This window comes from Mesorhizobium sp. DxT (assembly GCF_058448885.1).
In genome coordinates this window covers 20911-47504 of the sequence record NZ_JBZFLJ010000018.1, presented here as the reverse complement: position 1 = coordinate 47504, position 26594 = coordinate 20911, and the positions used below count along the sequence as shown (strand labels likewise).

The 26594-nt window shown below is 61.2% G+C and carries 32 protein-coding genes, 2 pseudogenes and 1 riboswitch; of the genes and pseudogenes, 16 read left to right on the top strand and 18 right to left on the bottom strand.

Features of this window, described 5'->3' with window-relative positions; all coding sequences use genetic code 11:
* Positions 1 to 265 precede the first annotated feature (265 nt).
* The 3 genes from ACVJNE_RS23560 to ACVJNE_RS23550 all read right to left on the bottom strand — a co-directional run bounded on the left by ACVJNE_RS23560 (position 266) and on the right by ACVJNE_RS23550 (position 1772).
* Entirely contained in the window at positions 266 to 799 is a 534-nt protein-coding gene (locus ACVJNE_RS23560) for a DUF488 domain-containing protein (protein ID WP_499569172.1), read from the bottom strand.
* Between the two features lie 22 nt (positions 800 to 821).
* Positions 822 to 1004, bottom strand: coding sequence for a hypothetical protein (locus tag ACVJNE_RS23555; RefSeq protein WP_499569171.1), 183 nt, complete (start codon positions 1002 to 1004; stop codon positions 822 to 824).
* A 111-nt stretch (positions 1005 to 1115) separates the two neighbouring features.
* Positions 1116 to 1772 (bottom strand): 5-formyltetrahydrofolate cyclo-ligase, encoded by a 657-nt coding sequence (locus ACVJNE_RS23550; RefSeq protein WP_499569170.1) that lies wholly within the window; start codon positions 1770 to 1772, stop codon positions 1116 to 1118.
* 465 nt (positions 1773 to 2237) lie between these two features.
* Between ACVJNE_RS23550 and rnk the strand changes: the two genes are divergently transcribed.
* From rnk to ACVJNE_RS23525, 5 genes and pseudogenes are all read left to right on the top strand, one after another.
* On the top strand, positions 2238 to 2690 hold the full coding sequence (rnk, locus tag ACVJNE_RS23545) for a nucleoside diphosphate kinase regulator (protein WP_499569169.1): 453 nt from the start codon (positions 2238 to 2240) through the stop codon (positions 2688 to 2690).
* Between the two features lie 146 nt (positions 2691 to 2836).
* Entirely contained in the window at positions 2837 to 3376 is a 540-nt protein-coding gene (locus tag ACVJNE_RS23540) for a GreA/GreB family elongation factor (RefSeq protein ID WP_499569168.1), read from the top strand.
* 71 nt (positions 3377 to 3447) lie between these two features.
* Positions 3448 to 3621: pseudogene (locus ACVJNE_RS23535) on the top strand (TSUP family transporter); the annotation flags it as partial.
* Positions 3622 to 3685: 64 nt separating this feature from the next.
* On the top strand, positions 3686 to 3940 hold the full coding sequence (locus ACVJNE_RS23530; protein ID WP_499569167.1) for a TSUP family transporter: 255 nt from the start codon (positions 3686 to 3688) through the stop codon (positions 3938 to 3940).
* A gap of 206 nt (positions 3941 to 4146) precedes the next feature.
* Complete coding sequence (locus tag ACVJNE_RS23525) at positions 4147 to 4335, top strand: DUF1127 domain-containing protein (RefSeq protein WP_499569166.1); 189 nt, start codon at positions 4147 to 4149, stop codon at positions 4333 to 4335.
* Positions 4336 to 4505: 170 nt separating this feature from the next.
* Here the strand turns inward: ACVJNE_RS23525 and ACVJNE_RS23520 are convergent, their stop codons facing one another.
* On the bottom strand, positions 4506 to 4628 hold the full coding sequence (locus ACVJNE_RS23520; protein ID WP_444727595.1) for a hypothetical protein: 123 nt from the start codon (positions 4626 to 4628) through the stop codon (positions 4506 to 4508).
* A gap of 726 nt (positions 4629 to 5354) precedes the next feature.
* Here ACVJNE_RS23520 and ACVJNE_RS23515 point away from each other — a divergent pair.
* The 7 genes and pseudogenes from ACVJNE_RS23515 (at position 5355) to ACVJNE_RS23485 (ending at position 9965) form a co-directional block, all read left to right on the top strand.
* Positions 5355 to 5813: an NUDIX hydrolase gene (locus tag ACVJNE_RS23515; protein WP_499569165.1), complete on the top strand. Its 459-nt coding sequence runs from the start codon at positions 5355 to 5357 to the stop codon at positions 5811 to 5813.
* Between the two features lie 181 nt (positions 5814 to 5994).
* Positions 5995 to 6522 carry a PTS sugar transporter subunit IIA gene (locus ACVJNE_RS23510; protein WP_499569164.1) on the top strand — a complete coding sequence of 176 codons (528 nt, stop codon included), beginning with the start codon at positions 5995 to 5997 and terminating at the stop codon, positions 6520 to 6522.
* A 134-nt stretch (positions 6523 to 6656) separates the two neighbouring features.
* Positions 6657 to 7358: a hypothetical protein gene (locus tag ACVJNE_RS23505; RefSeq protein ID WP_499569163.1), complete on the top strand. Its 702-nt coding sequence runs from the start codon at positions 6657 to 6659 to the stop codon at positions 7356 to 7358.
* Positions 7355 to 7605, top strand: a pseudogene (locus tag ACVJNE_RS23500) (carboxynorspermidine decarboxylase); the annotation flags it as partial. The gene ACVJNE_RS23505 and the pseudogene ACVJNE_RS23500, both read left to right, overlap by 4 nt.
* A 209-nt stretch (positions 7606 to 7814) precedes the next feature.
* Positions 7815 to 7902: riboswitch (glycine riboswitch) on the top strand.
* Positions 7903 to 8189: 287 nt separating this feature from the next.
* Positions 8190 to 8906, top strand: a complete 717-nt coding sequence (locus ACVJNE_RS23495) for a L,D-transpeptidase (RefSeq protein WP_499569162.1) — start codon at positions 8190 to 8192, stop codon at positions 8904 to 8906.
* 8 nt (positions 8907 to 8914) lie between these two features.
* On the top strand, positions 8915 to 9562 hold the full coding sequence (locus ACVJNE_RS23490; protein ID WP_499569161.1) for a trimeric intracellular cation channel family protein: 648 nt from the start codon (positions 8915 to 8917) through the stop codon (positions 9560 to 9562).
* Positions 9563 to 9665: 103 nt separating this feature from the next.
* Complete coding sequence (locus ACVJNE_RS23485; RefSeq protein WP_499569160.1) at positions 9666 to 9965, top strand: XRE family transcriptional regulator; 300 nt, start codon at positions 9666 to 9668, stop codon at positions 9963 to 9965.
* A gap of 168 nt (positions 9966 to 10133) precedes the next feature.
* Here the strand turns inward: ACVJNE_RS23485 and ACVJNE_RS23480 are convergent, their stop codons facing one another.
* The 3 genes from ACVJNE_RS23480 to ACVJNE_RS23470 are packed head-to-tail and all read right to left on the bottom strand — an operon-like array spanning position 10134 to position 13606.
* Positions 10134 to 10781: a lipocalin family protein gene (locus ACVJNE_RS23480; RefSeq protein WP_499569159.1), complete on the bottom strand. Its 648-nt coding sequence runs from the start codon at positions 10779 to 10781 to the stop codon at positions 10134 to 10136.
* A 9-nt stretch (positions 10782 to 10790) separates the two neighbouring features.
* On the bottom strand, positions 10791 to 13160 hold the full coding sequence (locus tag ACVJNE_RS23475) for a relaxase/mobilization nuclease domain-containing protein (protein WP_499569173.1): 2370 nt from the start codon (positions 13158 to 13160) through the stop codon (positions 10791 to 10793).
* A gap of 50 nt (positions 13161 to 13210) precedes the next feature.
* Positions 13211 to 13606, bottom strand: coding sequence for a plasmid mobilization protein (locus ACVJNE_RS23470; protein WP_499569158.1), 396 nt, complete (start codon positions 13604 to 13606; stop codon positions 13211 to 13213).
* A gap of 272 nt (positions 13607 to 13878) precedes the next feature.
* Between ACVJNE_RS23470 and ACVJNE_RS23465 the strand changes: the two genes are divergently transcribed.
* The 4 genes from ACVJNE_RS23465 to ACVJNE_RS23450 all read left to right on the top strand — a co-directional run bounded on the left by ACVJNE_RS23465 (position 13879) and on the right by ACVJNE_RS23450 (position 16322).
* Positions 13879 to 14580 carry a ParA family protein gene (locus ACVJNE_RS23465; RefSeq protein WP_499569157.1) on the top strand — a complete coding sequence of 234 codons (702 nt, stop codon included), beginning with the start codon at positions 13879 to 13881 and terminating at the stop codon, positions 14578 to 14580.
* Positions 14577 to 14930, top strand: a complete 354-nt coding sequence (locus ACVJNE_RS23460) for a hypothetical protein (RefSeq protein WP_499569156.1) — start codon at positions 14577 to 14579, stop codon at positions 14928 to 14930. The genes ACVJNE_RS23465 and ACVJNE_RS23460 overlap by 4 nt, the downstream gene beginning before the upstream one ends.
* A gap of 175 nt (positions 14931 to 15105) precedes the next feature.
* A complete protein-coding gene (locus ACVJNE_RS23455) occupies positions 15106 to 15609 on the top strand; it encodes a helix-turn-helix domain-containing protein (RefSeq protein ID WP_499569155.1) in 504 nt (167 codons plus the stop codon).
* 146 nt (positions 15610 to 15755) lie between these two features.
* The gene (locus tag ACVJNE_RS23450) at positions 15756 to 16322 is read left to right on the top strand and encodes a M20/M25/M40 family metallo-hydrolase (RefSeq protein WP_499569154.1); all 567 of its coding nucleotides are present in this window, start codon (positions 15756 to 15758) and stop codon (positions 16320 to 16322) included.
* A gap of 199 nt (positions 16323 to 16521) precedes the next feature.
* On the opposite strand, the gene metC is transcribed toward ACVJNE_RS23450, so the two are convergent.
* The 11 genes from metC to ACVJNE_RS23395 are packed head-to-tail and all read right to left on the bottom strand — an operon-like array spanning position 16522 to position 26547.
* Positions 16522 to 17682, bottom strand: coding sequence for a cystathionine beta-lyase (gene metC, locus ACVJNE_RS23445; protein WP_499569153.1), 1161 nt, complete (start codon positions 17680 to 17682; stop codon positions 16522 to 16524).
* Positions 17675 to 19243, bottom strand: coding sequence for a rhodanese-like domain-containing protein (locus tag ACVJNE_RS23440; RefSeq protein ID WP_499569152.1), 1569 nt, complete (start codon positions 19241 to 19243; stop codon positions 17675 to 17677). The genes metC and ACVJNE_RS23440 overlap by 8 nt, the downstream gene beginning before the upstream one ends.
* Complete coding sequence (locus ACVJNE_RS23435; protein WP_499569151.1) at positions 19240 to 19836, bottom strand: cysteine dioxygenase family protein; 597 nt, start codon at positions 19834 to 19836, stop codon at positions 19240 to 19242. The genes ACVJNE_RS23440 and ACVJNE_RS23435 overlap by 4 nt, the downstream gene beginning before the upstream one ends.
* A complete protein-coding gene (locus ACVJNE_RS23430) occupies positions 19829 to 20446 on the bottom strand; it encodes a DUF1989 domain-containing protein (protein WP_499569150.1) in 618 nt (205 codons plus the stop codon). The genes ACVJNE_RS23435 and ACVJNE_RS23430 overlap by 8 nt, the downstream gene beginning before the upstream one ends.
* A 28-nt stretch (positions 20447 to 20474) precedes the next feature.
* A complete protein-coding gene (locus ACVJNE_RS23425) occupies positions 20475 to 21260 on the bottom strand; it encodes an IclR family transcriptional regulator (RefSeq protein WP_499569149.1) in 786 nt (261 codons plus the stop codon).
* Positions 21257 to 22096, bottom strand: a complete 840-nt coding sequence (locus tag ACVJNE_RS23420; protein ID WP_499569148.1) for a nitrilase-related carbon-nitrogen hydrolase — start codon at positions 22094 to 22096, stop codon at positions 21257 to 21259. The genes ACVJNE_RS23425 and ACVJNE_RS23420 overlap by 4 nt, the downstream gene beginning before the upstream one ends.
* Positions 22086 to 23117, bottom strand: coding sequence for a M14 family metallopeptidase (locus tag ACVJNE_RS23415; RefSeq protein WP_499569147.1), 1032 nt, complete (start codon positions 23115 to 23117; stop codon positions 22086 to 22088). Before ACVJNE_RS23415 ends, ACVJNE_RS23420 begins: the two co-directional genes overlap by 11 nt.
* The gene (locus ACVJNE_RS23410) at positions 23114 to 23872 is read right to left on the bottom strand and encodes an ABC transporter ATP-binding protein (RefSeq protein WP_499569146.1); all 759 of its coding nucleotides are present in this window, start codon (positions 23870 to 23872) and stop codon (positions 23114 to 23116) included. Before ACVJNE_RS23410 ends, ACVJNE_RS23415 begins: the two co-directional genes overlap by 4 nt.
* Complete coding sequence (locus ACVJNE_RS23405; protein ID WP_499569145.1) at positions 23865 to 24674, bottom strand: ABC transporter ATP-binding protein; 810 nt, start codon at positions 24672 to 24674, stop codon at positions 23865 to 23867. Before ACVJNE_RS23405 ends, ACVJNE_RS23410 begins: the two co-directional genes overlap by 8 nt.
* A complete protein-coding gene (locus ACVJNE_RS23400; protein ID WP_499569144.1) occupies positions 24671 to 25675 on the bottom strand; it encodes a branched-chain amino acid ABC transporter permease in 1005 nt (334 codons plus the stop codon). Before ACVJNE_RS23400 ends, ACVJNE_RS23405 begins: the two co-directional genes overlap by 4 nt.
* Positions 25672 to 26547, bottom strand: coding sequence for a branched-chain amino acid ABC transporter permease (locus ACVJNE_RS23395; protein WP_499569143.1), 876 nt, complete (start codon positions 26545 to 26547; stop codon positions 25672 to 25674). The genes ACVJNE_RS23400 and ACVJNE_RS23395 overlap by 4 nt, the downstream gene beginning before the upstream one ends.
* Positions 26548 to 26594: the final 47 nt, after the last annotated feature.

The following is a 26594-nucleotide window of genomic DNA, read 5'->3' as shown; positions in this document are numbered from 1 at the left end:
CCTGATGAAGTGTTCCGTCAGAAGCTGATGGCCGCAGATCGATGAAGCGACTACATTGCTTGCGCTCGCAAGTCGCACTTCAGCGAAAACTCACACCGTAAAGCTAGAGTGTCCTGTCTGCAAAGTTGGAATGTCATACTCCCCGGGCCTGAATTGCGTCTGGGAGATCGCGGGTGGGAGATCCGTCAGATGGGGCAGTGGCTGGAGCGGCACGGCGTGAACTGAGCTTGCCAGACGGAAATTGCGGCGGGGCTCGGACACCCCGCTACCGCGCCGGGTAGGTTACCGAACCTTCGTCGCCGAAAACGGCGCCGTCAGTCGGGACAGCAGGCTCGACGCGGTGGCTGCCCATCAGATGGAAGACCTCTTCTCCGTTGGCGAGGAGATGGTCCGCGATAATGCGGCGATGGCAGCGCCACCAGACGGCCTCGGAACACATGATCGCGCATCGGTATTCCTGCCCCAAGGCGAGGAGCCGGTCGAACCCTGCTTGGAAGTCCCCGGTGAGGGCATAGTCCGCATAATTGTGGAAGCTAATGTTGCGCCACGCACCGTTGGTTTCAGCAGGTACGGTCTCGACCTTCCTGCGTCGCCCGCCGAGCGGAACGATCAGTTCATAACTTATCTGCGCCTGCGCCAGCGAACCGGCGAGGTTCTCGCTGTCGAACTGCGGATAGGTCCGGGATCCGGGCAGCCTGCGGACGTCAACGATCATGCCGATCCTGGCCGTGCGCAGCAGATCGATGAACTCGTCGGCGGTCCGGTTCGAATGGCCGACCGTGAAGAAGGGCTGGCCCATGATCGGCGAGAGACGGAGACGACTACTTCTTGCGGTCGCCTCGATCTCCCTGCCCGGGTTTCGTGTCGCTCTTCGCCTTCCGCTTCTGGTCCTGGGCGCGGCTTCGCCCGACATCCTCGAGTTCCGTGAAACGGCCTTCGTCGTCGCGGCGGACATAGCGCTTATCGCCGGGTGTCGGTTCGATCAATTCGCGCGTGGCTACCATCGGGTTTCTCCTTCGCTGGATCCATGTGCAACGGATTTGGATTCCTTCTTGTTCCAGATTGCGAAGGCGGACGCCCCCGAGGCCGGGGATCGAGGGGCCGAAGTGACTGGGTTACGATCCATCGATGATCATCCTGTCGAGCGGGATGTCGTGCCATTGCGGATTGATGGTCGGCAATTTTGCCAGCGCGTATCCTACGCCGAATGTCAGCGGCCTGCTCGGCATCGCCGCAAGAGTCCGGTCGTAGAAACCGCCGCCATAGCCGAGCCTGAACCCGGCCTCGTCATAGCCCACCACCGGAGCCACGACGATGTCCGGAAGGGTCGCCACGCCGCCAGTCGGCACCGGGATGTTCCAGACGCCCTTCTCCAGCTTCTCGCGAGGAGACCATGTGCGGAACTCCAGCGGCTTTCCCTTCTCCAGAACGACCGGAAGAGCAAGCTGGCCTCCGCGTCCGGTCACTGTGGAAGCCCATTCGCGCAGGTCCGGCTCGCCGCGGAACGGCCAGTAGATTCCCACCACGCTGCCCTCGACGGTCCCGATCTCCGCGTCGAGCCGGCTGGCGATCCTTTGAGCAGCCTGCGCCCGGACATCGGCCGGGAGGGCCAGACGTTCCGCCAGCAGCCTTTTTCTCTGGGCTTTCCGCCAGCGCGCGACATCGACAGCGGCCTGCGCGTACGGGTGTTCTATCGAGAAAGCGGGATCAAGTTCGTGCATGAAGCACGGGGGGGAAGCATAGCCGGGATTGTCCTCGTCTCCTGGATACATGGCAGTCTCCTTTCATTCGTCAGTTTCGTCGCAGCAGGCTGGCTCGGCGACGCAGAACGAAGTGCGCCGCAGACCTACGGCGGTCATGTGCGTCCACCGTCGGGACATTCGATCACCAGGGAAGAATAGGGCACCGGAGGCGCTTTGCTCCTGAAAATGCGTCGTCGGTCTGCCGCCTTATGGCAGGTTGCCCCGGACTGCTTGGTTAGCTTGACTTTCATCCCGCAAAGTCCCACGTCTGTGGCATGTGCATGACCGACTGCCACTTTCTGAAATTTTACAGGGTCTGCCCCATCGCGGACATCTGACCCCCGGCCAGGTCGCGTCGCGCCCCGGCCGCGGGGCATAGGCTGATTCCGGTTTGACGGAGCTGCCGTCACTAAATCGGTAAACAATTCCAGTTCACAGAAGACAGCGTCACGCCGTGGTTGCGTGCGCGTGTCGTTTACATGAAAGGGCCCAGAGATGGCTCAACCGACCAAGAAGAACCGCAAGCCGGCGATCGCCGTGACGCGCACCGACAGCGAGCGCCTGTGGCGGCTCGCAGACTCCTTCGCCGACCGCAACCCCGCCGTGGCGGAGGAACTGCTCGCAGAGCTCGATCGCGCCAAGGTCGTAGAAGACGGCCGGCTCGCGCCGGACGTGGTTCGCATGGGATCGTCCCTGCGATTTACCAGCGATCTCGGCGAGGACAGAAACGTCACGCTGGTGTTCCCGGGCGAGGCCGACATCGCCGAAGGCAGGGTTTCGGTCCTGACCCCGATCGGCGTCGCGCTCATCGGCGTTTCCGCCGGACAGTCGATCGACTGGACTGCGCGTGACGGTCGCGTTCACCGCATGACGGTGGAAACAGTTCGGGTCCCGATGTCCACTGTGCCTCCGTCAGAAGCCTCGCAGGAACTGCGGACCGCGTCATGACTGAAATCCGCCCGCCCTGCCGCCTCTCGCTCTTCGGGGGCTGCCTCATCACAGGATAGCTGCCCCTGCGCCGCGTCCGTGCGGCCCAGGGGATTCTCCAGTGCGCCACAACGTAACCGCTCGAAGCCGAGCGATGGAGAACAGCTATGAAGAGAGAGACCTGCTTCCTCACGACGAAGGACTTCACGATCCTGGAGGTGATGCGTGACCGCTGCCTCGGCCAGGGCGATCCGCTCGCGCCGATCCTCAAGCGGAAGATCGAAGCGGCGACGGTGATGTTCCGCGACGACATCCCCGTCAACGTCGCCACCCTCAGCAGCCGGGTGACCTTCAGCGTCGACGGCCGCGATCCCGACACGCGCATCATCTCGCATGACCAGATGACGTCGCCGATCGGCATGTACCTGCCGATCACGGCGGCGCGCGGACTGGCGCTGCTCGGCCTTTCCAAGGGCCAGGGATTTGCCCTGCGCAACGGCGACGGCGAGGAGGAGCGGATCGTGCTCCACGAGATTCACTACCAGCCCGAAGCCGCGAGGCGCGAGAAGGAAGCGCTGGAGCGGGCCAGCACGCCGGCCTTCGGCAAGCCGAGCCTCCGCGTGATCCGGGGAGCGTTCTACGATCAGCCCCGCCTCGTGCCGGTCGCCCATGACGGCTTCGACGATCCCGGCCCGCCAGCCGCCTGAACGTCCGCCGCGGCAAGGAGAAACGAGTGACTGAATACCTTCTCCTGGCCGCGGCGGCCTTCTTCGCCGGGATGCTGAACACGATCGCGGGCGGAGGTACGTTCCTGACCTTCCCGGCGCTCGTCTACACGGGCGTGCCGCTGGTTGCCGCGAATGCGACCAATGCGGCCGCCGTGTTTCCCGGCTATCTCGGAGGAGCGCTCGGGTTCCGCCAGGAGATTGCCGCCTTCGACAGGATGCGGCTCATGAAGATCGTCGCCTTCACCGCCATCGAAGGGCTTGCGGGTTCGCTCCTTCTCCTTGTGGGGCATGCGCGACCTCAACGTCATGAACGGGCTGAAGAACGCCCTGTCGTTCGTGCAGTCCGGCATTTCCGTCGCCACCTTCGCGGCGGCGGGTATCGTCGCATGGCCGCAGGCGGTCCTCATGATGGTCGCTGCCACCATCGGCGGATATGCGGGCGCACCCGTCGCCAGGGCGTTGCCTGCCTCCGTCGTGCGCATGATCGTCATCGCTGTAGGCACGACGATGAGCGCCATCTTCTTCCGGCGGACATTCGCATGAGCCGCCCGCCCTTCTCCCGGTCAGGTGCATTGCTGATCCGGCATTGACCCCGGGGACCACCTGTCCGGCGGTCTCCGGGGTAGCCGGCTTCAACGCAGGTAGCACGGTCGCTTCCGCTCGTTGGCGAAGTTTCCGCGCGCCTGAAATCCAGCTTTCGGGCAACCCGCCGACCCCGGCGCAAGGCCCGGCCATATTCGGAGACTGACATGTCTGATCACAACAATCCTCGCCCGCGATCCGCCTTTGCGCGAATGATCGTCCGCAGGTTCGGGAGATGGCAGCGCCAGAAGGCGATGGACCAGCTTCAGGCCCTCGACGACAGGGAACTCTGGGACATCGGCATTTCCCGCAACGACATCCCGCGCGCGGTCGAAGGCCTCTTCCGGGACAAGTAGCTGGTTCCGGCCCAGGTCATTCGATTGAATGGAGATCGCCAATTGGACTTGACGACCAAGGTCATCATCGCGTCCGGCGTGCTGGGCCTGATGCTCATCGCATTCGAGCTGCTCTGACACCATTAATGAAGGCCTGCACGCGGCACAGTGTCCGCGTGCAGGCCTTTGCCTTATCGCCGCTTTCCCGGCATCGCCGCTCGGGCCATCAGTTCCGAGACGGAACCGACTTCGGCCTTCTTTTCCTTCTGCTGCTTGGGCTTGCGGGCTTCCTTGTTGCCCTTCCTCTTCGCCATGACGGCTTCCTTCCTGACGGCGCGCGCACGGCCGCCTGGCAGCACGCGGCGCGGTTGATCAATGGTGTGAAAGGAATGTCCCTGGCCCGCCGCCCGAGGCTGCACGAGCCAGGGCTAGCTGCCGTTTTTCGGGCGCTTCCGGAATGGAAGCCGCATTTCAGAAAGCGTGATCACGGCTGCATCTTGGCCAGGCTGCAGTCGATGTCAAACCTTCTTTGCGTCGCAATGCCGGTGGCCGGGCGACATAAGGTCGCCTCGTAAAGAAGGCGGCGAATGGCTATATCGACGGCATGTGCATGGAGACTTTCATCAAGGTTTCGAGGCTTGCCGGGAACGGTCGCATCCGCCCCCGGAGCAGGCTTCCTCACCCTGATTTCCGCACCTAATCCTGCTCCGGGAAATCCCTACGAACCTGCGGTCTGATCCTGCGGCGCCGAGCGCCGCATCGATGGAGCGTACAATGAGAACTTTCCGTTCACGGCCGGTCTGCCGTCTTTGCAACCACCATCTCCCGCTTTCCGCCAGCCGATGTCCCTGGTGTCTGACTCCGCCTGATCGGCGCTCTCCAAGCCCGTTCCGAATGCCTGCGCTTTCGCTCGCCCTCTCGTCAGAAACGGGGGCGCGGCCATGATGCAGTCCAGCTGCATTGTGGCGGTCACCGGCGACCTCCTGAGAGAACACGCTGCACTCCCGTGGCGCATTAACTGCGAAGGGAAGCTCGATGTCATGCTCCTGCGCCTGCGGAGGGGCGGAAGCTGGCGCATTCCGGCAGCCCGCTGGTCCGGCACGAGAAGAGGGCTGCAGTCGGCCGACCGCGCGGCGTTCCAGGAAGCCGGCATCACGGGAAGGGTCGGTTCCGAACCTCTCGGGCTGTACGTGGCGCCGAGACTTCAGCCATGCGGCAGCCGCAAGGCGGTCGAGGTGACGGTCCATGGGCTCCAAGTGTGGGGCACCTTGGTCAGCTGGCCGAACGACGTGAAGGTGATGCGTCGCTGGATGCTTCCGGACGAGGCGGCAGTATCGGTCGAGGATACCGGGCTCCGCGATCTCTTGGCGTCCCTCGTCTCGGGCACGGCACTGGTCCAGCCGGAACTGCCGTCAGGCAGCCGCCCTTTCGCAGTCGGGAACGCGTCCGTTTCAGGGCGTGCTTCGTCGGCAACAACCGCTAGGTTCGCTCCATGCTGAAAATGCCAGCCTTGGTGCGCCTCGAGGGCGCGCGCCTGCTCAAAGCGGGCATCTAACCCGGACGCGATCTGACCCCTGGCTCAGCGTCCGGGTCCGCCAGGCTTCAGCAATCTCATTTGATCTGCGTGCCCGCGATCGCGGGCGGTCGCCTGCGGCGTTCGGCCGTGGCGGGGAGTCCATCATGGAAATTCTCAATCTCCTGCATCCGCGGGACATTCTGCTGCGCGACCCGGCGCAGGCCAAACGTCCGCTTCTTGAGGCCATTGCGCGCCAACTCTCGTCCCGGACCGGGCTGTCCTTCGTGTCAGTGCTCTCGGCGCTGCTGGACAGGGAGAAACTGGGCGCGACCTACATCGGCCAAGGCATCGGCCTGCCTCACGCGATGCTGGAGCGACTGAGGGAGCCGGCCGCGGTCCTTGCAATCCTTCAACAGTCGATCCCTTACCATACCCCTCACGAGCAGTCGGTTGATGTCGTGCTGGGGGTCGGCTGGCCGCGCGAGGGTGCGACGGACTTCCTCAACGCTCTGGCGCGCTTCTGCAGGCAGCGCTCCCAGCCGCAGGTCTTGAAGAAGGTCAGAGGCGCTGCGTCGGCCGAGGAAGTTCTGGCGCATCTGAGCCGGCCTATGGATTCCGCACCTCTCTCAATTCCCGGCTTGTCGAGCCTCCAGCCTCGAGCCCAGGCAGCGGAGAGGTGGGGGTGGCGATGAGCGCAAAGACGATGGACAGGCCTTCGTGCCGGCTGGACGGTCGGATGTCAGCTCAGGATCTGGCGGATGCGCTCGGATGCGACATCGCGTTCATCCACGGCGTCTTGGCGTGTTGGAGCCGAAACTCCCTTCCCATGGCGCCCGCAGCGCGAACACAGGGCGTGCAGACCTGTGTTCGGCTGACGATAGCCCACGCGCTGCACACGACCGGCGCGCTGACGTTGCCGGACGCTGCCGCCGTGTCGGCTGGAAGCTGGCGGGTTTCTGCTTCGCTGATGAAGCTCCTAGCGTTCCGTCCGTATGGCTGTGGATCCGGCAAAGGTGATCCTGTTAGCGGTGGCGAAACGGACCCGCTCATGCAGTTCGTCCCGCATGCGGCGGAGGCCATCCCGATCGCAGCCGCCGACGAGTATCTGGATGTGGCGGACGGCCGGCGGGTCTACTGGCGCAAGCCACGGCGCGACGCATACCTGCTTGCCTGCGATCTCCACCGCCTGTCACGCGTAAGCCGACGCGAACACACGCCCGCGCTCCAGGAAGAGTACCTCGATTTGCTTGCCCGGCTGCGGGAGCCCGAGGACCATGTCTGCGAATGGATCGGGACGGTCGCTGACGGCCGTTTCCGTCCCGCTCCCGACAGGTTCGCCGAGCGTTCGCCAGCAATGCGGCAGGGAATTGGCGACGCAAGGGGCCGATTGTTCGCCGAGTCCTACGCGAGGAAGGTTTCCGTCAACGTGTCGCTGGCGGCGCGCTCGATGAAGCGACGCGCGCTAGGCCTCGCCGTGATCGATCCGCTGCGGACGGCGGCTACCCGGAAAGGCGATGGCCGAGCATGATGAACACCCACCTGATCGACAAGTCGAAGCTGCTCCTCAACCTCGAGCGGATCGAACACCTGCGCGAGAAGTCCGGAGCCAAGGCGCTGCTGGCGCTGAAACGCTTTCCAGCTTGGAGCGTGTTCGACTTCATACGCCCCTACATGGACAGCGCGACATCCTCGTCCCTCAACAAGGTTAGGCTGGGAAGCACACCCGGTTCGGCGGCGAAACGCACGCCTACGGCCTTGCTTGGGCCGATCACGAGAACTACGAAGCGGCCGGGCTTGCATGGTTCATGAACCGGATGCGGGTCCTCGAGTTCTTCCGGTTTGTCTGCGGCTTGCGCAATCGGTTGCTCGCGGCTGGGTTAGCTGCCAAATCATTGCGGGCGGATTGATCAACTTCAGCTCGCGCGTTCAGGTAGGTGTATCTCGCGGCCTCAATACCGCCCCAAAGATTGCGTCATCTGGCTCGAATTGACGCGCGGGAGAGAGCCGGGGGACCGGCCGCCGAAGGAGCAACCGCCCCGGAAACTCTCAGGCACCCGGACCGCCCGTCGATAAAAGACTCTGGAAAGCGGAGCGGCAGCTCCCGCCGAAGGTATAAGCCGGGCCCGTGCGAGACGGTCCCTGCCAAGCTCTCAGGCCAATGACAGAGGGGGCATGCATGCGAATAGGCATGCATCGCGCCAGAGGTCTGTCATGAATCAGCGCCCTTGATCAGCGTCGCAGTTTTCTGCGTGCCGTGATGGCGCGCAGTTGTCCTGCTCGACATTTCAACTTCGCTCTTCCGGTCGCACGTCCGCTTCGTCGAAGCTGGCGGCGCGCCGCTTTTTCAGAATGCAACGATATGACTGATTTTCCCCCTTCTACCCTGAGCCGTCGCGCACTGCTCGTTGGTGGCGCCGCGTTCCTCGCCCCCGCCGCCGCGGGCTGTTCCACAACCGCTCCCGCGCCTTCGCTGGCTGTAGCTCCACCCCCCGCTCCCGAAGCTTCCTTCGACGTGGATGTGCTGTCGATGTACCGGGCGATGCCGGAGGAGAAGTTTCCGGTGCCGGCCGCCGACCTGCAGAGTCTTGACCCGAAATATGTCCGTCGGGTCGTAGACTACGTAGCCGTCGAGAAGCCCGGCACGGTGATCGTCGATACGGCCGCACGCTACCTGTATCATGTCCTGCCCGGCGGACTTGCGACCCGCTACGGTGTCGGCATCGGTCGTGCGGGATTCGAATGGTCGGGCCGGGCCCACATCGCCTACAAGCGGGAGTGGCCGGTCTGGACGCCTCCTTCGGATATGATCAAGCGCCAGCCCGCGCTCGAGAGGTGGCGTCATGGCCGGCCGCCCGGCATCGACAATCCCCTTGGGGCACGCGCGCTCTACATCCACCAGGGAAACCGGGATACGCTTTACCGCATCCATGGCACCGCTGAGGCGTGGACGATCGGCAAGGCGATATCGTCGGGCTGCGTGCGCCTGCTGCATCAGGATGTCATCCATCTGCACGAACATGTCCGACCCGGGTCAGCCATCATTGTCATGGGATCCGGCGGCGCTGCCGACGTGTGAGGACTGTCATGATCGACCAGGCAATGACTTTCCTCGACTGGTTCGGGGTCGTGGTCTTCGCGACCACTGGCACGCTGGCCGCTGCACGCAAGCGGATGGACCTGTTCGGCTTTATACTCCTTGGCACGGCCACGGGCATCGGAGGTGGAACGATAAGGGACACTGTCCTCGGCGCCACGCCCGTATTCTGGATCACCAGCCCGGAATACCTTCTGGCCTGTGTGGCCGTGTCGTCCGCCGTGTTCTTCCTGGCGCATATCCCGCAGTCACGGGAAGCCCTCTTGCTGCGGTTTGATGCAGTAGGCTTAGCCCTTTTCGCAGTCCTTGGAGCCGACAGGACTCTGGCTATGGCCGGTGGACCTGTGGCTGCGGTGGCCATGGGCATCGTGACAGCCACGTTCGGCGGTCTCGTCAGGGATGTCCTCAGCGGCGAGAGTCCTGCGATCCTCAGCCGGGAGGTCTATGCCTCCGCGGCGCTCGCAGGTGCCTCGACGTTCGTCCTCCTCCATGAGGGAGGTGCCGGACGAGAGATCGCGGTGATCGTCGGCTTCACGGTGGCGGCTGCTATCCGCTTCGGGGCACTGCAGTGGGGGTGGTCGCTTCCCCGCTACAGCGCTCGCGGCGCAGATCGCGCCAACGGGGTGGTCTCCAGCTAAAATGGCATTCTGGATCCGAGATGGCGGAGAGGCCAGCCCTTGCTCCGACCTAGCAAGGGGCGCAACTATCGCCGCCTCGATGGACCTTCGAGGAGAAAGTTCGATGATTTCAGGTTCGCAATGCCGAGCCGCCCGCGCTCTCGTGGAAGTCACGCGGGCCAAGCTCAGCCTTCGTTCTGGAGTGGATGAAGACACCATCCATGACTTCGAGCGCAAGATCGACAACCCGAACGAGCGTGACGTTGAGGCCCTGCAGGCTAGTCTCGAGGAGCTTGGGGCCGTATTCATTCCGGAGAATGGCGGCGGCATCGGAGTACGGCTGAAGTTTACCGCGGCTGAAGCCCGCCAGATTGCACGTCTTGAGGGAGAAGGCGGCGTTGTTGCAGATGATCGAGTGCCATGAGCCAACGGGCCTCCCACCTGCTTTGTTGAAGCAGCGATTATAAGCCGGGGCACGGCGCTTGTCGTCCACGCGGCGCGGTCGCTGTCGTGGCACGGCCCAGCTGTTAACCGCCGAGCGACGCCCTGGGATCGCGCCCCAGATCTCAACTCAAGACGCCCTGAGCCCCCGCTAGTCCACCATGTCGTCAGTGACGACGCGGCCCGTGTGACGCGGAACGATCAGCGCTGTCAGGTCGAATCCTTGGCGTTCCGCCTCCGCGAGGTATTCAGCGCGCGTATCCGCGTCCAGCGATGGAGTTCTCGACAGCAGCCACAGATATCTATGATCCGGCGTGCCGACCAGGGAGACCGAGTAGTCGTCGGCGAGTTTCAAGACCCAGTAGTCGCCGCTCGTGAAGGGTATCCACCGGATGACTTTGGGCAGGAAGGTCACCTTCATTCGGGACCCGCCCTCGTCGACCGGTATGGCCTCCCCCACCGCCTGTGATGGGTTGCCATCCTCGTCGAAGCAGCGATTGTCGATCCTGACCGATCCGCTGTCGTTAAGCGAGTAGCGTGCGGTGATGTCGGTCGCCGTCTCGTCCTCGTACTTCAGCGGAAGCCGACAGATCTCGTACCATTGACCGAGGTACCGTTCGAGGTCGAGTGAAGGAATAGCGGCGACGGGTGTCTGCATCATGGTTGTTCTCCTTGCTCGCACAAACACGCGGTCCAGCTGTCGGGTTCCGATCTGCGATTCTTGTGCTGCTGCGGCGTCCGGTCGATCTTCCGAGCCGTCCGGCAGGGGAAACTCCGCGTGAGGCCGTTCATCCTTCATGCCCGCCTCCTATCGTTCGCGATCGTCGCGATCGCGCTCGTGACGCTGTTCAATCTCGTGTTCGATCTGGCGCAGTCGCGGCACGTTCTGCTGAGGGGGATCGGATCGGTCGGGTTCGGCCGCGGGCCTCGTGGGGGCCTCTTGCTGGCCGTGCCCGTCCCCCTCTTCAGACTCGCGAAGAACGTCCAAATCCGCCTCACGGACCTGATCTGCCTCGATAGCTCCCGAGGGCGATCCGTTTGAATCCTTGCCGTCGCTCACCACGGACGACTGACCGGCGAAATGGTGTTCGCGGTCGACATTTCGATTGGCTTCACGCCGCGCAAGTTCGATCGCCTCGATGGCTCCTTGCAGCTGCTGGTCCGACTTGGCGACCTCGCGCAGAAATTGGTTGTCGCCATCCACGGCCATTTCCGCCGCGCGGTTGATTTCCCGTGCGAGACCATCCTGATAGCTGGCGCCATAGGACCGCGGCAGTTCTCCGGCATTGATCCTGGACAGTCCTTCCCGATAGTGCTCGACCTCGACCAGGACCTCATTCGCCCTCTCAACCGCGTCCCGGCCCGGTCGAGCCACCGCCGAATCCCAATCGGCGTTGGACCTATCCGGCCGTTCGTCCCGGCTATCGTGAGGCAGCTCATTCCGGACCTGATCAGATTGCCTTTCGGTGACCTCGAGATATTCGCGACGAATGTCGACTACCTCGCGAGCCGCGGCGGCGACCTCATCGAAGTCAGCCTGCGCCGAAGGCTCAAGTGACCGCTCCACCGAGGCAAGAACCGCTTCCACGCGCTTTTCGTAGGCTTCGAACTCCGGACGTGTCATCTCGCGCATCTGTCGATCCTCACCGTTTAAGAGTTGATAAATCTCTATCATATTGGCTTGATTTTTGACAGTTTGACCCGATCCTCTCTCGGAATTATGATTGTTTTGATTGATCTCAGCCAGACCTTCCAGGCGTGCCGCATGCAGTCTTGCAAACGTCCCCGCGGACATCCCCGTCTCGGCATTGGCGAGATCGTTCCATGCCTCCGCTGCCCGAGCCGCGTACTGACGGCTGCGGTCGGTGGTGGCGAGGTTGATCTCGTTGGAGCGCTTTGCCTGATAGCGGGCGTGTGAGGCTTCGCTCGTACCCACATGTTCGGTTCGGTCGCGGTAGCTGACCGGGCGGACCTGATTGCGACTATAGGCCGGAGCGCTGGCGAGTTCCCGTCGATCGGTCAGCTCCATGTCGAGGCCTTGTTCCCGCGCCTTCTCCGCCATTACGGAGCGCCATTCCCGGAACAGCTTGGGGCTGGTGACAATGCGATCTCCGGTCTCCGATCGCATTGTAATGATGGCATGGGCGTGGATGTGAGGGCGCTTGCCACCTTCGGCAAACTCCTTCGGGTCGAGCGCCGGATCGTGAACGGCGAACACATATCGATGCCCCGCGAACTGCTCGCCGAGAAACTCCCGCACGGCGCTTTCGAAGGGAGCCGCATCCGTGCCGGCCCGGGCCGAGACGATCAGGTGCATGACGTCCCTGCCCTTTCGACTGTGCAGTTCCTTGCGCCACTCCTTCTGGACGAGATCGCCAGCCTGCGTCGCATCCCCGATCAGCCGGCCGGTCTCGTCGCGAACCTCCCCACCGACTGACGCGACCAGTTCCCGAACCCGCGCGGTACCCCATTCGACACCGTTGCCGTAACCATGGAAGCAAAACCGTGCGTCGACGTCCCTGCCGGCTTCGCTGTCGTGATGGCGCTGCTGCACTATCTCGGCAGCTTTTCGGTCCCCCGTCAGCCGTTCGCCTTGCCCGCTGCGCAAGACAACGACACCGTTCACCTGGATCTCACCCGGATTTCGTTCGCGCACCGAATAGACGAATCGTCGGTCGCCAAACCCCGACACCAGGATATGGCGCAACTGATCGTCCTGGTCGAAGTCCTGCCGCAGCGATGCCGCATCGATTGCGACCTGGAAAACGGCAAGATCCCGGCTTGCCGCCCGATTGTCGAACAGATGTTCCCACTCGGCCCGCTGCTCGGCGAGCGCACCTTTGCCCATCACACGTTCGCCGCGCTCGTTCTCGACGGCAAGCTCCCCGCACCGCGACGTGTAGCTCATCATCGCGCCGGCGCGGGCTCCGCCGCCATAGGAGGCAAGCTTCACCACGGCCGGCTGGCTGCCGCGCGCCAGGGACGCAAACCGCTTCCGCATCGAGCGGCCGCTCGAGCCTACGCCATCGAGCAATCGCCGCGGCTGGCCGTCGCCACGCCGCCGCGCTTGCCCCAAGCCACGTGCGCCCTCGTCCAGCGGCCGCGCTGCCCCTCCCCTTTTCGGCTCATCCCAGTCGTAGCTATCGATTCGATCAAGCTGCATCTCATGCACAAGCATGGCACGGCGGCGCTCCCACTCCGCCTCGAAAGCGCCTGGGAAGAACTCCATCACGCACCCTCCCCGCGTCGATGCGCTGCCGATCGCCGGGTCAATTCCGCGAGCTCGGAAGCGAGAGCTGTCGTCGCCCCATGGGCATCCTTGATGCTGCCTGTCAGGTCTCCTTCATCTGGCACCTTGCCAGTGTTGATGGCGCGGGCGATTTGATTGAGGTTCCCGCCGATCGCACGGATGCCCGCGGCGAGTAGGCCGAACACGGCCCGATCTCCTTCTGCGAGGAAGGGCCGCACACCGGCGCCTTCCATGGCAAGCGACCGGACGAAGGCCGAAACAGTCATGTCTGCAGACCTCGCGGCCGTCTCGAGGGCGTCAAACTCGGCCCGCGAGAAACGGATGTGAACCACCCGGTCTTTCCTTTTCGACGTTGCGCAGAGAACGCGAGCCATCGCTACGCTTGGCCTTTGATCGTGGTGATCGCGGCCGCAGGCCGCGGATCGAGGGCTTGTCCCTCGATCGTCAGGAAAATGTATCACATTTTTCCGTATCCTGCCAACTCATATATAGCATTGATTTTTCTTACTCTGGTTTGTTCGTCCATTTTTCAATGTTAATATGATTGTGTTTTTTTATCCTTCGCGTATTTCTAGTGCGATGTGAATCGACGACCACACCGAGATGGATTCCTGTGCGAGTAGAAACACATTCCATGGAGCTACCGATGACCGTCGTGATCGCCGCCATTAACGGGAAGGGAGGTGCTGGCAAAACGACCGCGCTGATGAACATCGCCGGTGAGTACGCACTGCGCGGAGGACACGTTGCCATGATCGACATGGACGCCCGCAACAACCTGATGCGGTGGTGGACCGACTGTCAGGAGAAGGATGCGCAGCCCGAGGGCATCCACGTCTATAGTCACAAGACGGCACGAGGGTTCGAGCGCTGGATGGACGAACACGGCCCAAAGTTCGATCACGTGCTGATCGACACGCCTGGCGAGGACACATCGATCGTCGACCCGGTGATTGCTTCGTCGGATCTGGTGATCTCGCCAATCCAGCCGTCGAAGCGTGAAGTGCTAGGCGCCATCGATAGTTTTGAAAGCGTTCGGCGTATCAACGACGTTCTAGGCAGCGAATGCAGGCATGGCGTGTTGCGAACGCGGATCACCGTAACCGTTCGCCATACCGAACTCTACCGCAAGATCCGGCCGATCATCGAGGACAAGGTCGGAACCTACTTGTTTCGGACTGAAGTGTTTGAGCGCAACGTCTACAAGGATATTCATAACGGCATCGGCACATTGCAGATGCTGGAAGTGACAGAGGCGATCGCCAAGGCGCGGCGGGAGACCCGGGCGCTTGTCGAAGAAGTTGACGCACATCTCGAAGGCGCGTCGAAGTCGGAGCGTGCGGCGTGAGCAGTAAGGAAAATCTGTCGCTCGAGGAATTTGCCATCGCCCCTCGAAAGCCACGCTCAACCCCGACGCTGTCGGAGCCGGAGCAAGTCGAACACCCGGTTGCGATAGAAGTGATGTCGGAACGGGCGACGGAAGCAGACGACGTGCAGGCGGAGACGTCGAGTGGGGCGAGCAAGGCGTTACGACAAATGAAAAGGGCTCGCATGAAGGGTGCGAGCCACTTCGTGAACGTCAATCTGGATCGGGACACGAAGCGCCGGCTGAAGCTGGCATCCTTCAACCTGGAGACGTCGATGCAGGCCCTCATGGAGAGGGCTATTCAGCAGTATCTGGACGCGAATGGATTTTGAGAGAAGGTGTGTCGCGCGGGGCCTTCCAGCACGTGTCAAGTTGAAGTCGCATCTGGATTCCTGCTAGGACCACTGTGGTTTTGGATCTGATTTTTCGGGTCTGGGGTAATTTCGTGGAATCTCGCGGCTCTTTTTGACGGGGTTCAGCAGTGAGCGGGTTCGAGCGAGCCAGTCTATGGCGATCAAAGACATAAAGACATACATCGACAAGCGCGGCCTCGTTGAAACAAGCGATTCCGAGGTCGACAAGCCGATCTGGCGCAGACCGGGCTTCAACGGGATTCGCAGCCTGCTGGAAATGGAGGAGGAGCTCAGTCGCTTCCTGCGGGAGCGTCGCGATGGGCTGAATCTCAATCGTGAGCAGGTCGGCATGATGGTCGGTCTGCATCATGAGATCTACGCCCGACATGAGCGGGCTGGCGCCAAGCTTAGGGTGACGCGGCTACTTCACCTCGCCGAACTGCTCAACTTCTCTCCGGTGGAAGCGGTGTATGCGGCGGCACCGCATATGTTCGGCGAGAGCGCTGAGGAGGCCGAGGTCAAGATGAAGCTGATCAGGCGAATGCTCGATCTCCCATCGTCGACCGCGCAAAATCTCTTGATGATCATCGAGCAACTGTCGTCTGATAACCGGTCGGACGACTCGAACCGACCGGCGGACGCGAAGCGTCCGGATTGATCGGACGCGGGAGCCTTGCCGCCAGTACCGACGTGAGGTGCGAGGCGAATCGTCACGAAGTCTTCGTCGGAAATCAAGGATTGGTCCGCCCCCTGAAAAGTGGTCCTCGTTGAATTAGGCTATTGAGCCTGAGAGAGGACGTTGGAATGCCCCAGAAGAAGTACAAGCCCGAAGGGCTGCGGGCAGGCCACTTAAACTGCAGTCGATCGCAGCCGACGCTGACTCCACAGCTTCGCCCTCAATCAGGTCGATGTGGACGTGGGAGGTGGGGTCGTCAGCGTTTTCGAGAGAGCAAGCAAGGGGCGCAATATGGGACACTTGCGCTACGCGCCGAGATGGACGCGTTGCCAATGCTCGAACTCAACCGGTTCGATCACGCCTCCATAAACGTCGGCCACATGCATGCATGCGGCCACAACGGTCATATGGCGATGCTCGCCGCGGCAGCTTTTCTTTCCAAGCATCGCGTCGGTTGCATCGCCTTCGTCTTCCAACCGGCTGAAGAAGGTGACGCAGGCGCACGCGCCATGCTCGAGCATGGACTGGTCGAACGCTACGATATCACGTGTGCTATCGCCCTGCACAATCGGCCAGGAGTGCATGCTGGAGCCCTTGCCCTTCTGCCCGGGCCGGTAATGGCGACTGCCGACCGGATCACGTTCCCAATCAACGCTTCCGATTGGCACGCGGCAATGCCGAAATGCCCCATCTAAATGCGGATCCCGTCGTGGTGGGGTTCCATCATTATAGGGTGCCAACTCATCGTGTCGCGGCATGTCTCGCCGCTGCAGCCCGCTGTCCTTACAATCCCCGTCTTCGAGGCGGGGACGGTGTACAATCGCCATTCCAAGAAAGACTGCGCGAATACAATCAAGCGCGATCAGAACTGCTGAAAGGGCTTCGCCTTCGTTCCTAGCCGATGTGCGACAGTGCATCGCTCAAGTCTGCGATCAGGTCACCAGCGGCTTCCTGGCCAACATGAATGCGGATCAACTTCTCCGGCCCATTCCAGGTTTCTGGACGCATCGATTTCACATTCACAGGGAGCGCGAGGCTTTCAAAACCTCCCCAAGACGAGCCGATGCCGAAGAGCTGGAGCCTGTCCACGAATTCCTCGCTTCGGTGATTGTAGTGGTCCGCAAGCGCGAAGGAAAACAGGCCGCTGCTACCGGTGAAATCCCTTTTCCAGATTTCATGGCCATCGCTGTTCTCGAGAGCGGGATGCAGCACGTCCGTGACTTCCGGCTGGTCTTTCAGCCAGTGTGCGATCTTCAATGCAGTGCGCTCATGGATTTCCAGGCGCGCGCAAAGGCTCTTCATACCGCGCAAGGCAAGATAGCAGTCATCCGGACTGACACAGATGCCAAAGGTTCCGCTCAGTTCAAACAGCGGCCTGTACAATTCTTCACGAGTGACGATGGCGCCCATCATCAGGTCCGAATAGCCACCAACATATTTGGTGACGGCCTGCACCGAGACGTCGGCGCCATGAAGGAGTGGCTTGAAATAGTGCCCCGCAGCCCAAGTGTTATCGACTGCCAGACGGACGCCAAGCGGCTTCGCGATACGTGAAAACGCCGGCAGGTCGATAACTTCAAACGTGTTCGATCCCGGCGACTCAAGCAAAGCCAGACGGGTATTTTTCCTCAGGGCCGCTTTGAAGGAATCGGTGTCCGGCCGAAAATAGCTGAACGTGACGCCGCGTTTGCCAAAGTGCTTTTCAGCGAGCGCACGAACAGGCGGATAGACGGAGTCGATAATTGCAACGTGGTCCCCTGGCTCCGTGTATGCAAGGAAAAGTGCAGCGAGCGCGAACAGGCCAGAGGGATAAAGAAAGGCTCTATCCCCCTGCTCGAGTTCGCAAAAAGCATCCTCCAGCGCAAACGCGGTCGGCGTCCCCCTCGCCCCGTAGGTAAAGAGGCGTTCGCCGGTATCGCGCCGTTGACGGTGATCCTTCATCGTCGCCAGGTCTGGATATAACACCGTGGAAGTGCGCACTACAGGCGGGTTTACTGCTCTTGCCTCGGGATAGGATTTGCGGTTCACACCGATCAAGCGCGTGGCTTCATCCATGACGCTTGTCTTCAATGTGGAACTGGCCGCGTTCTGACGAGCTCATTTGCGCGACGAGCCCTGTTTCCCACTCCAGATAGCGGCGCGATGCTTCCAGATTGCCATTGTGCCGGTCATGTACAAAAAACAGGAAGTCTATCGCCTCGGCATCCGCAGGACGATCGGGCGTCTGTTCGACCTCGCCACCCTGGGCGCACCAGGCCTGAAAGCCGCCGTCGAGAATGAAACAGTCGACATTGCTGGCGCTCTCTAGGTCGCTCGCGCACAAATCCGCTACACGGGGGTCGTCCGCGACAAACGTCACAGTTCTGCACGCCGGCGGAACGACAGAGGCTAATCTGGCGCGGGTGGCCCAGATCGAGCCCGGCACGTGACCTTCCCGGAAGGCCATGCTCTTGCGCAGGTCTAAGATCAGGTTCGTGTCACTACACAAAGCCACGTCCGAGGGTGAAACGGTTCGCAGCCGGGATCTTGGCGACCGTAGCGCGTCAGGCTGGGTCATAAGCGCTTTCGCACGACGCATGACGATCGGCTTGTGGCCGAGTTGTTTCAACCATACGGCTGTCGAAGCGGCACGAACGCCGTTATCGTCGATAAGCAATATCGGTGAACGACGCTGGGCAACGTATTCATCCGTGGCTTGCACCAATTGCACCGTCGGCGCATGTAACGAACCGGGAACATTTGCTGCTTCGAATTCGGCCACGGAGCGGACGTCGAACATATAGGCATTCGCGTTCACATGCCGCCAAGCTGCAAAGTCAGACGCTTCAAGGGTTGGTACCCCATATTGAGTTACCAGCCTCTCGAATCTCTCGCTGCCCTGGTCCACCTTGGTAGAGGTCATGGCCGGCAACCCATCTGAGCGATTGCCGCGCATTAGATGTCGACCCGACAGGGCCCAACCTTGTGTTCCGTTCTGCAGCGCGACAACCGGATTGGGTATGCCGGCGTTGATCAGGCTCTGCGCACCGATAAGGCCGCGCGTACGACCCGCGCAATGCACCACCACGGGCACAGCGGGATCGAGGTCTAGCGCGTCCCATCGGTAGAGCAGTTCGCCATTTGGAAGGCTTCGTGCTCCCGGAATGGTCATTTTTTCGAATTCGCTCGTCGGGCGCCCGTCGATCAGAAGTAGAGCCTGCCCAGATTCCTGCATTCTGGCGAGCTCATCGGGCGTGATCGACTTGACCTCCATAGCATGTTCAATCAGTTCTCCCAGCACCTTACTGGGCACGTTCACGCCCTTGAATACGGCGAGTCCCGCAGACCGCCAGGCCTCGATCCCGCCTTCAATTATCAGGACATCTTTATAGCCGATGCGCTCCAGCGCCTGAGCTGCCCGTTCGGCAACGCCGTCAGCGTCGTCATAAATGATCAGGGTGGCTTTTATGTCGGGCACCAAGGCGCTGATTTTGAGTTCGAGGACGCTGTACGGACAGTTCGAGGCGAACAGCAGGTGCCCCTCCCCGTAGAGCCCGTGCTCGCGTATATCCAGAACCGCCAATGGATCGGCCGAAGCGATGAGTTGCTCGGCCTCGTGTGCAGAAACGTACCTCACCTTGCGACACGCGTCCTGACCCCGACGTCCATGACGCGGCAGGTCTTGTCCTCCATGTTGAACATCAGTCGCTGCGAGAGTGTCTCCAGCCCTCGACCATAAAAATGCAGGTGCCGAATGACACTGTCGCCTGGAATGAAAACCGAGTGGATGTCTTCCGGCATCATGCCGATCGCGATGCCCGGTGCTATTGCCACTTCCCGCACGGGCTCGAGTTCAGCGTGGCCTGCTCCAGAGCCTCCGTCGATCCGGCGGTACAGGGTATTCAGCTCGACCCCATCGACCGCTGCCACGCAGGCCCAGGTCGTATGGTTGTGCGGAGAGATTTTCTTGCCCGGCTTCATGACGTTGAGATAGAGGGCATATGTCTGCCCCTCGTCCTGGGCGATCAGATAGCGCGCCTGCTTTTCGTCCCCCTCCGGCGGTGGAAACTCGGCTTCGCTCCACAGCGCTGTATCGGCCGCAAGTTGGCGCAGCCCAGCGGCAACCGCCTCGACATTGGTGCGCTCGATAGCGGATTCGGGAAGCAGCTCTCGCGCCTTGTCCCTAAGGGCAGACACTAGTTCATCGCGCCGGCTCTTCACGTCAGACATCTATCTTCTCCCCTGTTTCTCGCATCGCGAGATGCGCCTCGGTTGGCATTCTTTCTATTCCATTGATCGGCATGAGGTCCTGCGGACACGCTGACAGGACGAGGACTATGTCACGCTCCGCGCGGAACGTGACATAGTCGCCAGGGCGCGAGACCGGTGGCTTCCGCGAGAACACACCCTCGGCATCGACGGGATAATTCATGAAAAGGTTCAGCGGCGCCGGAGTGTGGTCAGATTTGAGGCCTATCTCGTCGAGCGCTGTGTGAAGATTGTCTTCGCAATTATCGTGATATTCGGTGCAACCCATTCGCTTGTAGATGGGGTCTGAGCATGAGCACATCAGAATGTCGTGCACGCCGGGCGAGGTGTCCTCGACCATGGTCACGATGGCCTGATACCTATTGTCCACCAGACTATCGCCAGCCTTGATATAGATTCGGCTGATGCGAGAGCGCGTGTGCTCCATGGACATGTAACATCTCATGTCCATGGCGTCGAAAGCCCACGTATCCAAGACCTGGCTACCGTGGGTGTTGATGACTTTGACTTCGGCGCCAGCGCCAAGTCGGATGGCCTTGCCCCGGCGTGCGGGGATGACGATCTCTGACATGTTTGTCCTTTCACGTGACCTTGTTGCTCTAGCCGGCGGCTTCCATCGAGATGGTCCCGAATGGGTAGGCTGACGCACCGAGCTTCAGGGACAGGCGTCGCGCCGATGCGAATAGCCAGTCCTTGATGCGCGCAGGGTCCTCCTCGTCGAGAAGCGGATCCGGCAACACGATGCCCAGCGCGTAGTCAAGCGCCCCCTCTTCGCCGAATAGAGGGACGGCCAGAGCCGCCAAACCGGGCGCGCTTTCGCCTCTGGTCGTTGAACAGCCGCTGGCCGCGACTTCGTTCAGGACGGATCGGAACCGGGACATATCAGTGATGGTGCGGTCGGTAATCGAGGTCAGATTCAATCCGGCGAGAATGGAATCACGGCGCTGCGCATCCATAAAGGACAGCATCACCTGCCCTGCCGCCGTCGCGTGGATCGGAAGCCTGTTCCCGACGCGCCATCTGCCATCAATGAAGTGCGGGCCTTCCACGGCCATGATGTGAAGTACATGTTCGCCGCGAAGCGTGCTGAGAGTGGCCGAATGCCCGCATAGATCGACCAGCTGGCGCATTATCGGGAGTGCGTCCCTGGCCACTTGGGAGCGAACGATGTAGCGCGTCCCCAACTCGAAGGCGTCCACCCCTACGGAGTAGCGTCGGGTGCGTGGGTCCTGTTCAAGAAACCCCTCCTTGCGCAGCGAACTCAGGATTTTGGAGACGTGGCTCTTCTTCAGGCCACTACGTTCGACCACATCGTTGACGGAAAGGTCGCCGTCTTCAGAGATGAAGGTCTTCAGGACAGACACTGCCGTTTCAAGCGATTTCATTCTCCGGCCCCCCGATATCGGGCGTAGACATCGGGTCGCCTCGACTTGATGTGACTTTGCAGGTCGTCGCGACTGGCGAGTTCTACCTCCGCCACGATTAGTGTCGTTTCATCGAACGGAGCCGGGCCGGCCAAGACCTCGCCCGCGCTTGAAACGATGCAGGAGTTGCCGAGGTATCGCGTTGTCTCTTCCTGCCCGATCCTGTCGGCTGCAACCACGGCAACCTCGTTGACGCAGGCTGTGGTTCGCGCCAGATGGAAACCCATGGCATGACCCTGGCTATCGAGAACCTGCATCATGCGCGGGTTGCCAGCCCAGTTCGCCGGCGAAGCAATGATGTCCGCGCCTTGCAATGCGAGTGCCCGACTGAGTTCAGGAAACCACAGATCGTAGCAGATCGAGAGCCCGACCTTCCCGATGGGTGTAGGTACCACCATGGGGGCGTCGCCTGCCGAGAATATCTCTCGCTCGGCACCCCATAGATGAATCTTGCGATAATAGGCTGGTGCCGCGTCTGGCTGCAGCACAACCGCGCTGTCAAACAGGAGCGGTCCTTCGCGCTCGGCGATCCCGGCAACGACCGTCATACCGGCTACCGCCGCCGCATCGGCAAGACGAGCGAGCCGTGCACTCCCACGTTGCTCTGCCACCGTGCGAAGAGTAGCGGCATCGGCGAACCGATAGCCGGTGAGGCAGCATTCGGGCAGAACGAGTAACGCCGCACCCTCCCGGGAGGCCTGGGTTATAAGGTCGAGCGCTGCCGCAAGATTGACATCCGGTTGTGCGTGCTTGGGCGCGTACTGAGCCGCTGCTATCTTGACCTCTTTAACGCACATCGACCCCGTCCCATTCAAGGCCGACGAAGGCTACACGATCACCGGAGTGCACCACGGGATCCGTTCTGAGGCCGATTATCTTTACGTCGGCATCGAATGAAATGGTTTCGATGAGGTGGCCGAAGGCTGATCGAATAGTTCCCAGCGGCTCGCCTGCCTTAAGCGTTGTGCCCGCCTCCGCGTGCTGACGAAAGAACCCACCCTCCCCGCAGAATACGTGGCGTCTTGCCGTAACGCGCATCACGTTGTCTGGCTTCTGGTCGCCATCGTCGGCGAGCATCTTGAGGTGCCTCGCCAATCTGCTCAGGCCGGCAGTGCCGGCCTCGATATAGGCAGCTTCCTGTCGGCTGCCGCCGCCAAGCTCAATCATGAACGCGAGCTTACCGAGCTTGAGACATTGATAGTCGAGCGCGCCGGAATTGTTGCCGGGAAGTTCTGCACTTGAACTGACCGACATGCGGCATGCCACAAAAGGGGAAAAGCACGACAAGGCGGCCAGCAATTCCGCTTCAGCTGGCGCACCGTCTCCCGCGGTTTTGTAAACTGCATAGGGTGCGCTATCGAAATAGGGGTTCATCGTGTGAAAGTTCACCACGACATCAGCGTGGGTGCGTATCTCCTCGAACAATGCGTACGCCATACGTTGGGACAGCATGCCGCCGCTTACGCCTGGAAAGCTCTGGTCGAGATCCTGATCATCCTGAGGAACACGCTTGGTGCGTGCATCCAACGCCGTCACATTGGAAACTGGCGTAGCGACGATCGTGCCGGCGAGGTTCTCCCATGCGACGGACTCCATGAAATCGAATATGGCCAGGATGCCGTTGATCTCGTCCCCATGAACGGCCCCATTCAACCAAAGTACCGGGCCCGGACGCGTCCCCTTGATGACGGAAACCGGCAAGTCGATCGGCTGTCCGCTGGCCATGGTGCCGGCTCGAATGCTGGACCGAAAGCAGCCGGCGCTCAGCTTGTCGCCGAGAATGTCGGCAAGGACCTCGTGGGTTAAAGGCATTGTCATTCAACTTCCTCCAGACCTGCTGCTGCAGGTTCAGGTTCCCCGCCCAGAAAGGCAGCGCGTATTTTAGGATTGGCCATCACCTGCTTGGCGGGGCCGTCTATGAGCTTGGTGCCCAGATCGAGCACCAAGGCAAAATCGGAAACGAGCAGCGAACCAATGACGTTCTGTTCGGCCATTATCACCGTGACCCCGGCATCGCGCAGCAGAGCGACGTTTTCGAACACGTCCTGCTGCATCTTGGGCGACAGACCGAGAGACGGCTCGTCCAGGAGCAGCAATTTGGGATCGGTCTCCAGCACCATCGCGGTCTCGAGGATCTGCTGCTGGCCTCCGCTGAGATTCCCTGCAAGCGTCGCCAGCTTTTCCTCAAGCATGGGGAACATCTCCAGAACGCGATCCATGGCGTCGCGCTTGGCTGAGCGCGGAAGCGTATATGCCCCCATCTCGAGGTTTTCACGGACGGTCATTGCCGGAAAGTTGCAGCGCCCCTGCGGCACGATGCCGACGCCCGCCCGCATACATTGCTGTGGCGAAAGACCTTCCAAGTGCTGTCCGTCGAAGATGATTTCCCCGGCAAACCACTTGGACATGCCGAACAAGGACTTGAGTAGCGTCGACTTGCCGGCACCATTGCCTCCAAGGAGACTCCACACGCTCTGCCTTTTCACATCCAGGGAGATGCCGCGCACGATCGGGTGGTCGAGATATCCGACAGAGAGATCTTTCAGGCGAAGGATTGGAATGTTGTCAGGCATTTAGCGCCTCCACCGAATGAGCTGCATAGTCGCCGAGATAGGCTTCGAGCACTCGAGGATCGGTGCGGATGACAGCCGGGGGACCCTCGGTCAGCAGCTGCCCCTGCTCGAGCACGACGACCTTGGCGCAGTGCCGCATGATGAAATCGACATTGTGCTCGATCATCAGGAACGTCTGTCCAAGACCGTTCAATTCGTCGATCAACTCGGAGATGCGCCGAATGACTGTCGGGTTCACGCCTGCCAGCGGTTCGTCGAGGATAATCAGCTTGGGCTTGCCCATGAGGCACATTGCAAATGCCACGAGCTTGCGTTGGCCGTAGGACAGTATTCCCGTTGGCGCATCGGCATATTTGCCGATTCCTACGAGCTCGAGGTGGCCTAGCGCTTCTTGGCGCAAATCGTGCTCGAGGCGGCTCACACGACGCGAGGAGACTACCTGCTCCCACCACGGATATCGGCGAAGCGACCGGGCTGCGACAACAAGGTTGTCCAGCACACTCATACCTTCGTAGATGCGCACGTTCTGGAACGTTCGCACCATGCCTAGTTCGGCCAGTGCTTCTGGTGATTTTCGAGAGACATCGGAGCCATCGAAGAGAACGCGGCCACCATCGGCAGCGGTAAACCCCGTGATGCAATCGATCGTCGTGCTCTTACCCGAGCCGTTCGGGCCGATGAGTCCGACGATCGAGCCGGCTTCGACGTCAAGGTCAAGTCGATTCACCGCAGTGATACCGGAGAAGGTTTTGGTCAGGCCTCTCACTTGCAGGAGCGATTGAGTTTCGGTTCGCGGGCTCATGGGCGCATCTCCCGGCGCAGTCTTTCCACACGGCGCGTCTGAAGATATCCGCCAATGCCGCCGGGTAGCATCAAGGCCACAACGATCAGCACAAGGCCGAACAGAACCATGCGCAGCTCCGGGCTGAAACGCAGCAACTCCGGAATGGTGGTGAACACAAAGCTCGACAGGATGACGGTCCAGAAGTTTCCGGCGCCGCCGACGATGACGATGATGAGGAGCATTTCATTGTAATAGCTGTCGAAGATCGTGGGATCGACGATGCTGAGATGGAAGGAGTAGAGGCCGCCCGCCATGCCTGTGAAAAGTGCGGCGATCACAAAGGCCAGGAGTTGGTAGTGTTTTGCTCGAATGCCTTGCGATCGGGCCAGAACCTCGTTCTGGTTGACCGCCAACATGATGCGCCCAATAGGCGAACGGACGATGGCATACATGATGCCGATGGCAAGAACGGCGAAGGCCAGCATTATGCAATAAAACACCGCCGGATCGTGACCATCGGCGATGACCGCCCCCTGAAGACCGAGAGACGGAGCTGGCAGGCCGGGTATGCCCAAGGGACCGCGCGTTACTTCCACCCAGCTGCGTGACAACAGACCCGTCAGCAGAGTGAAGGTCAGCGATACGATGACGAATGCAGGGCGGGAAACGCGCATGGCGGGAATGCCAACAAGGAGTGCCGTTGCCGCCGCAAACGCTCCGCCTGCCGGGAAGGCAAGCCAAGGCGACCAACCAAAATTGACCGTGCAAAGCGCACTGACATAGGCTCCGATGCCCCAAAAGCCGATCTGAGCAAATGACAGCAACCCGGCATAGCCGAAAACCAGATTGAGCCCGGTTGCCAATACCGCGAAGGTGAGCCCGAGGGTCCCCACGTTTTGCACGTAGCTGGAACCGGAGAACAGTGGGAGCAGAGCGACTGCTACCATCAGTGGAACAAGCAATGCGGGGCCCAACGCCTTGCGACGGACATTGCTCGTTACGATCGCGCGGTCGCTCATACCCGCGCTCCTTTTCCGAAAATGCCTTCAGGGCGCGCCATCAGGATCGCGATCATGGCGAAGAACACCACGCTGTCTTGAAGCGCCGATGAACCGAGCCCGCCGACAAAGCTTTCGATCACACCCACCATCAAGCCAGCCAGGATCGCGCCTGGTATGTGTCCCAGCCCGCCGATGATCACGATGGCAAAAGCCTTGAACAGAACGGGAATCCCCATGACGGGATGCACGGTATAAATCGGCGCAAGCGAAGCGCCTGCGAGTCCCGCCAGTCCGATCCCCAAGGCCGTTGCGGTACCCGCGACCACCGCCGGCTTGATGCCGACCATATGCGCGGCCTCCCGGTTCTGAGCAAAGGCACGCATCGCCTTGCCGATGCTGGTATATTGCAGCACGATATAGAGACCGGCGATCGCCACCACGCCAAGCGCGATGGACAGGGCGCGGAGAAGGTCCATTCGAAGACCGGCGAAGGTGAGTTGAACAAAACTGAAGTCGGTATCGACTACGCGCGGCAGCGAACCAAAAAGATAGGCAGTACCGTTCTGGAGCACCATTCCCAGACCCATGGTCAGAATGATGCCGCGCTGGAAGTCGCCTTGCTTCAGATGCCGCAATAGTAGGAAGTGGATCGCTGCACCAAAGACAATGGTCACAAGTGTTGCGCCCAGGATTGCGGGGAAATACCCGATTCCCAGCGTTGTAACCGCGAGAAGCATCAACGTGGCGCCGACCATATAGATCTGGCCGTGAGCGAAATTGACGATCTCCATCACGCCGAAGATCAGAGACAGGCCCACGGCAATCAGGGCGTAAGTCATCCCGATGACCAAGCCGTTTAGAAGCAACTGGGCAAAAAACATTGTGCTCATCGAGCTACCTCAATACGTGGAACGGAGGGGCGGCCCCTCCGTCTGTT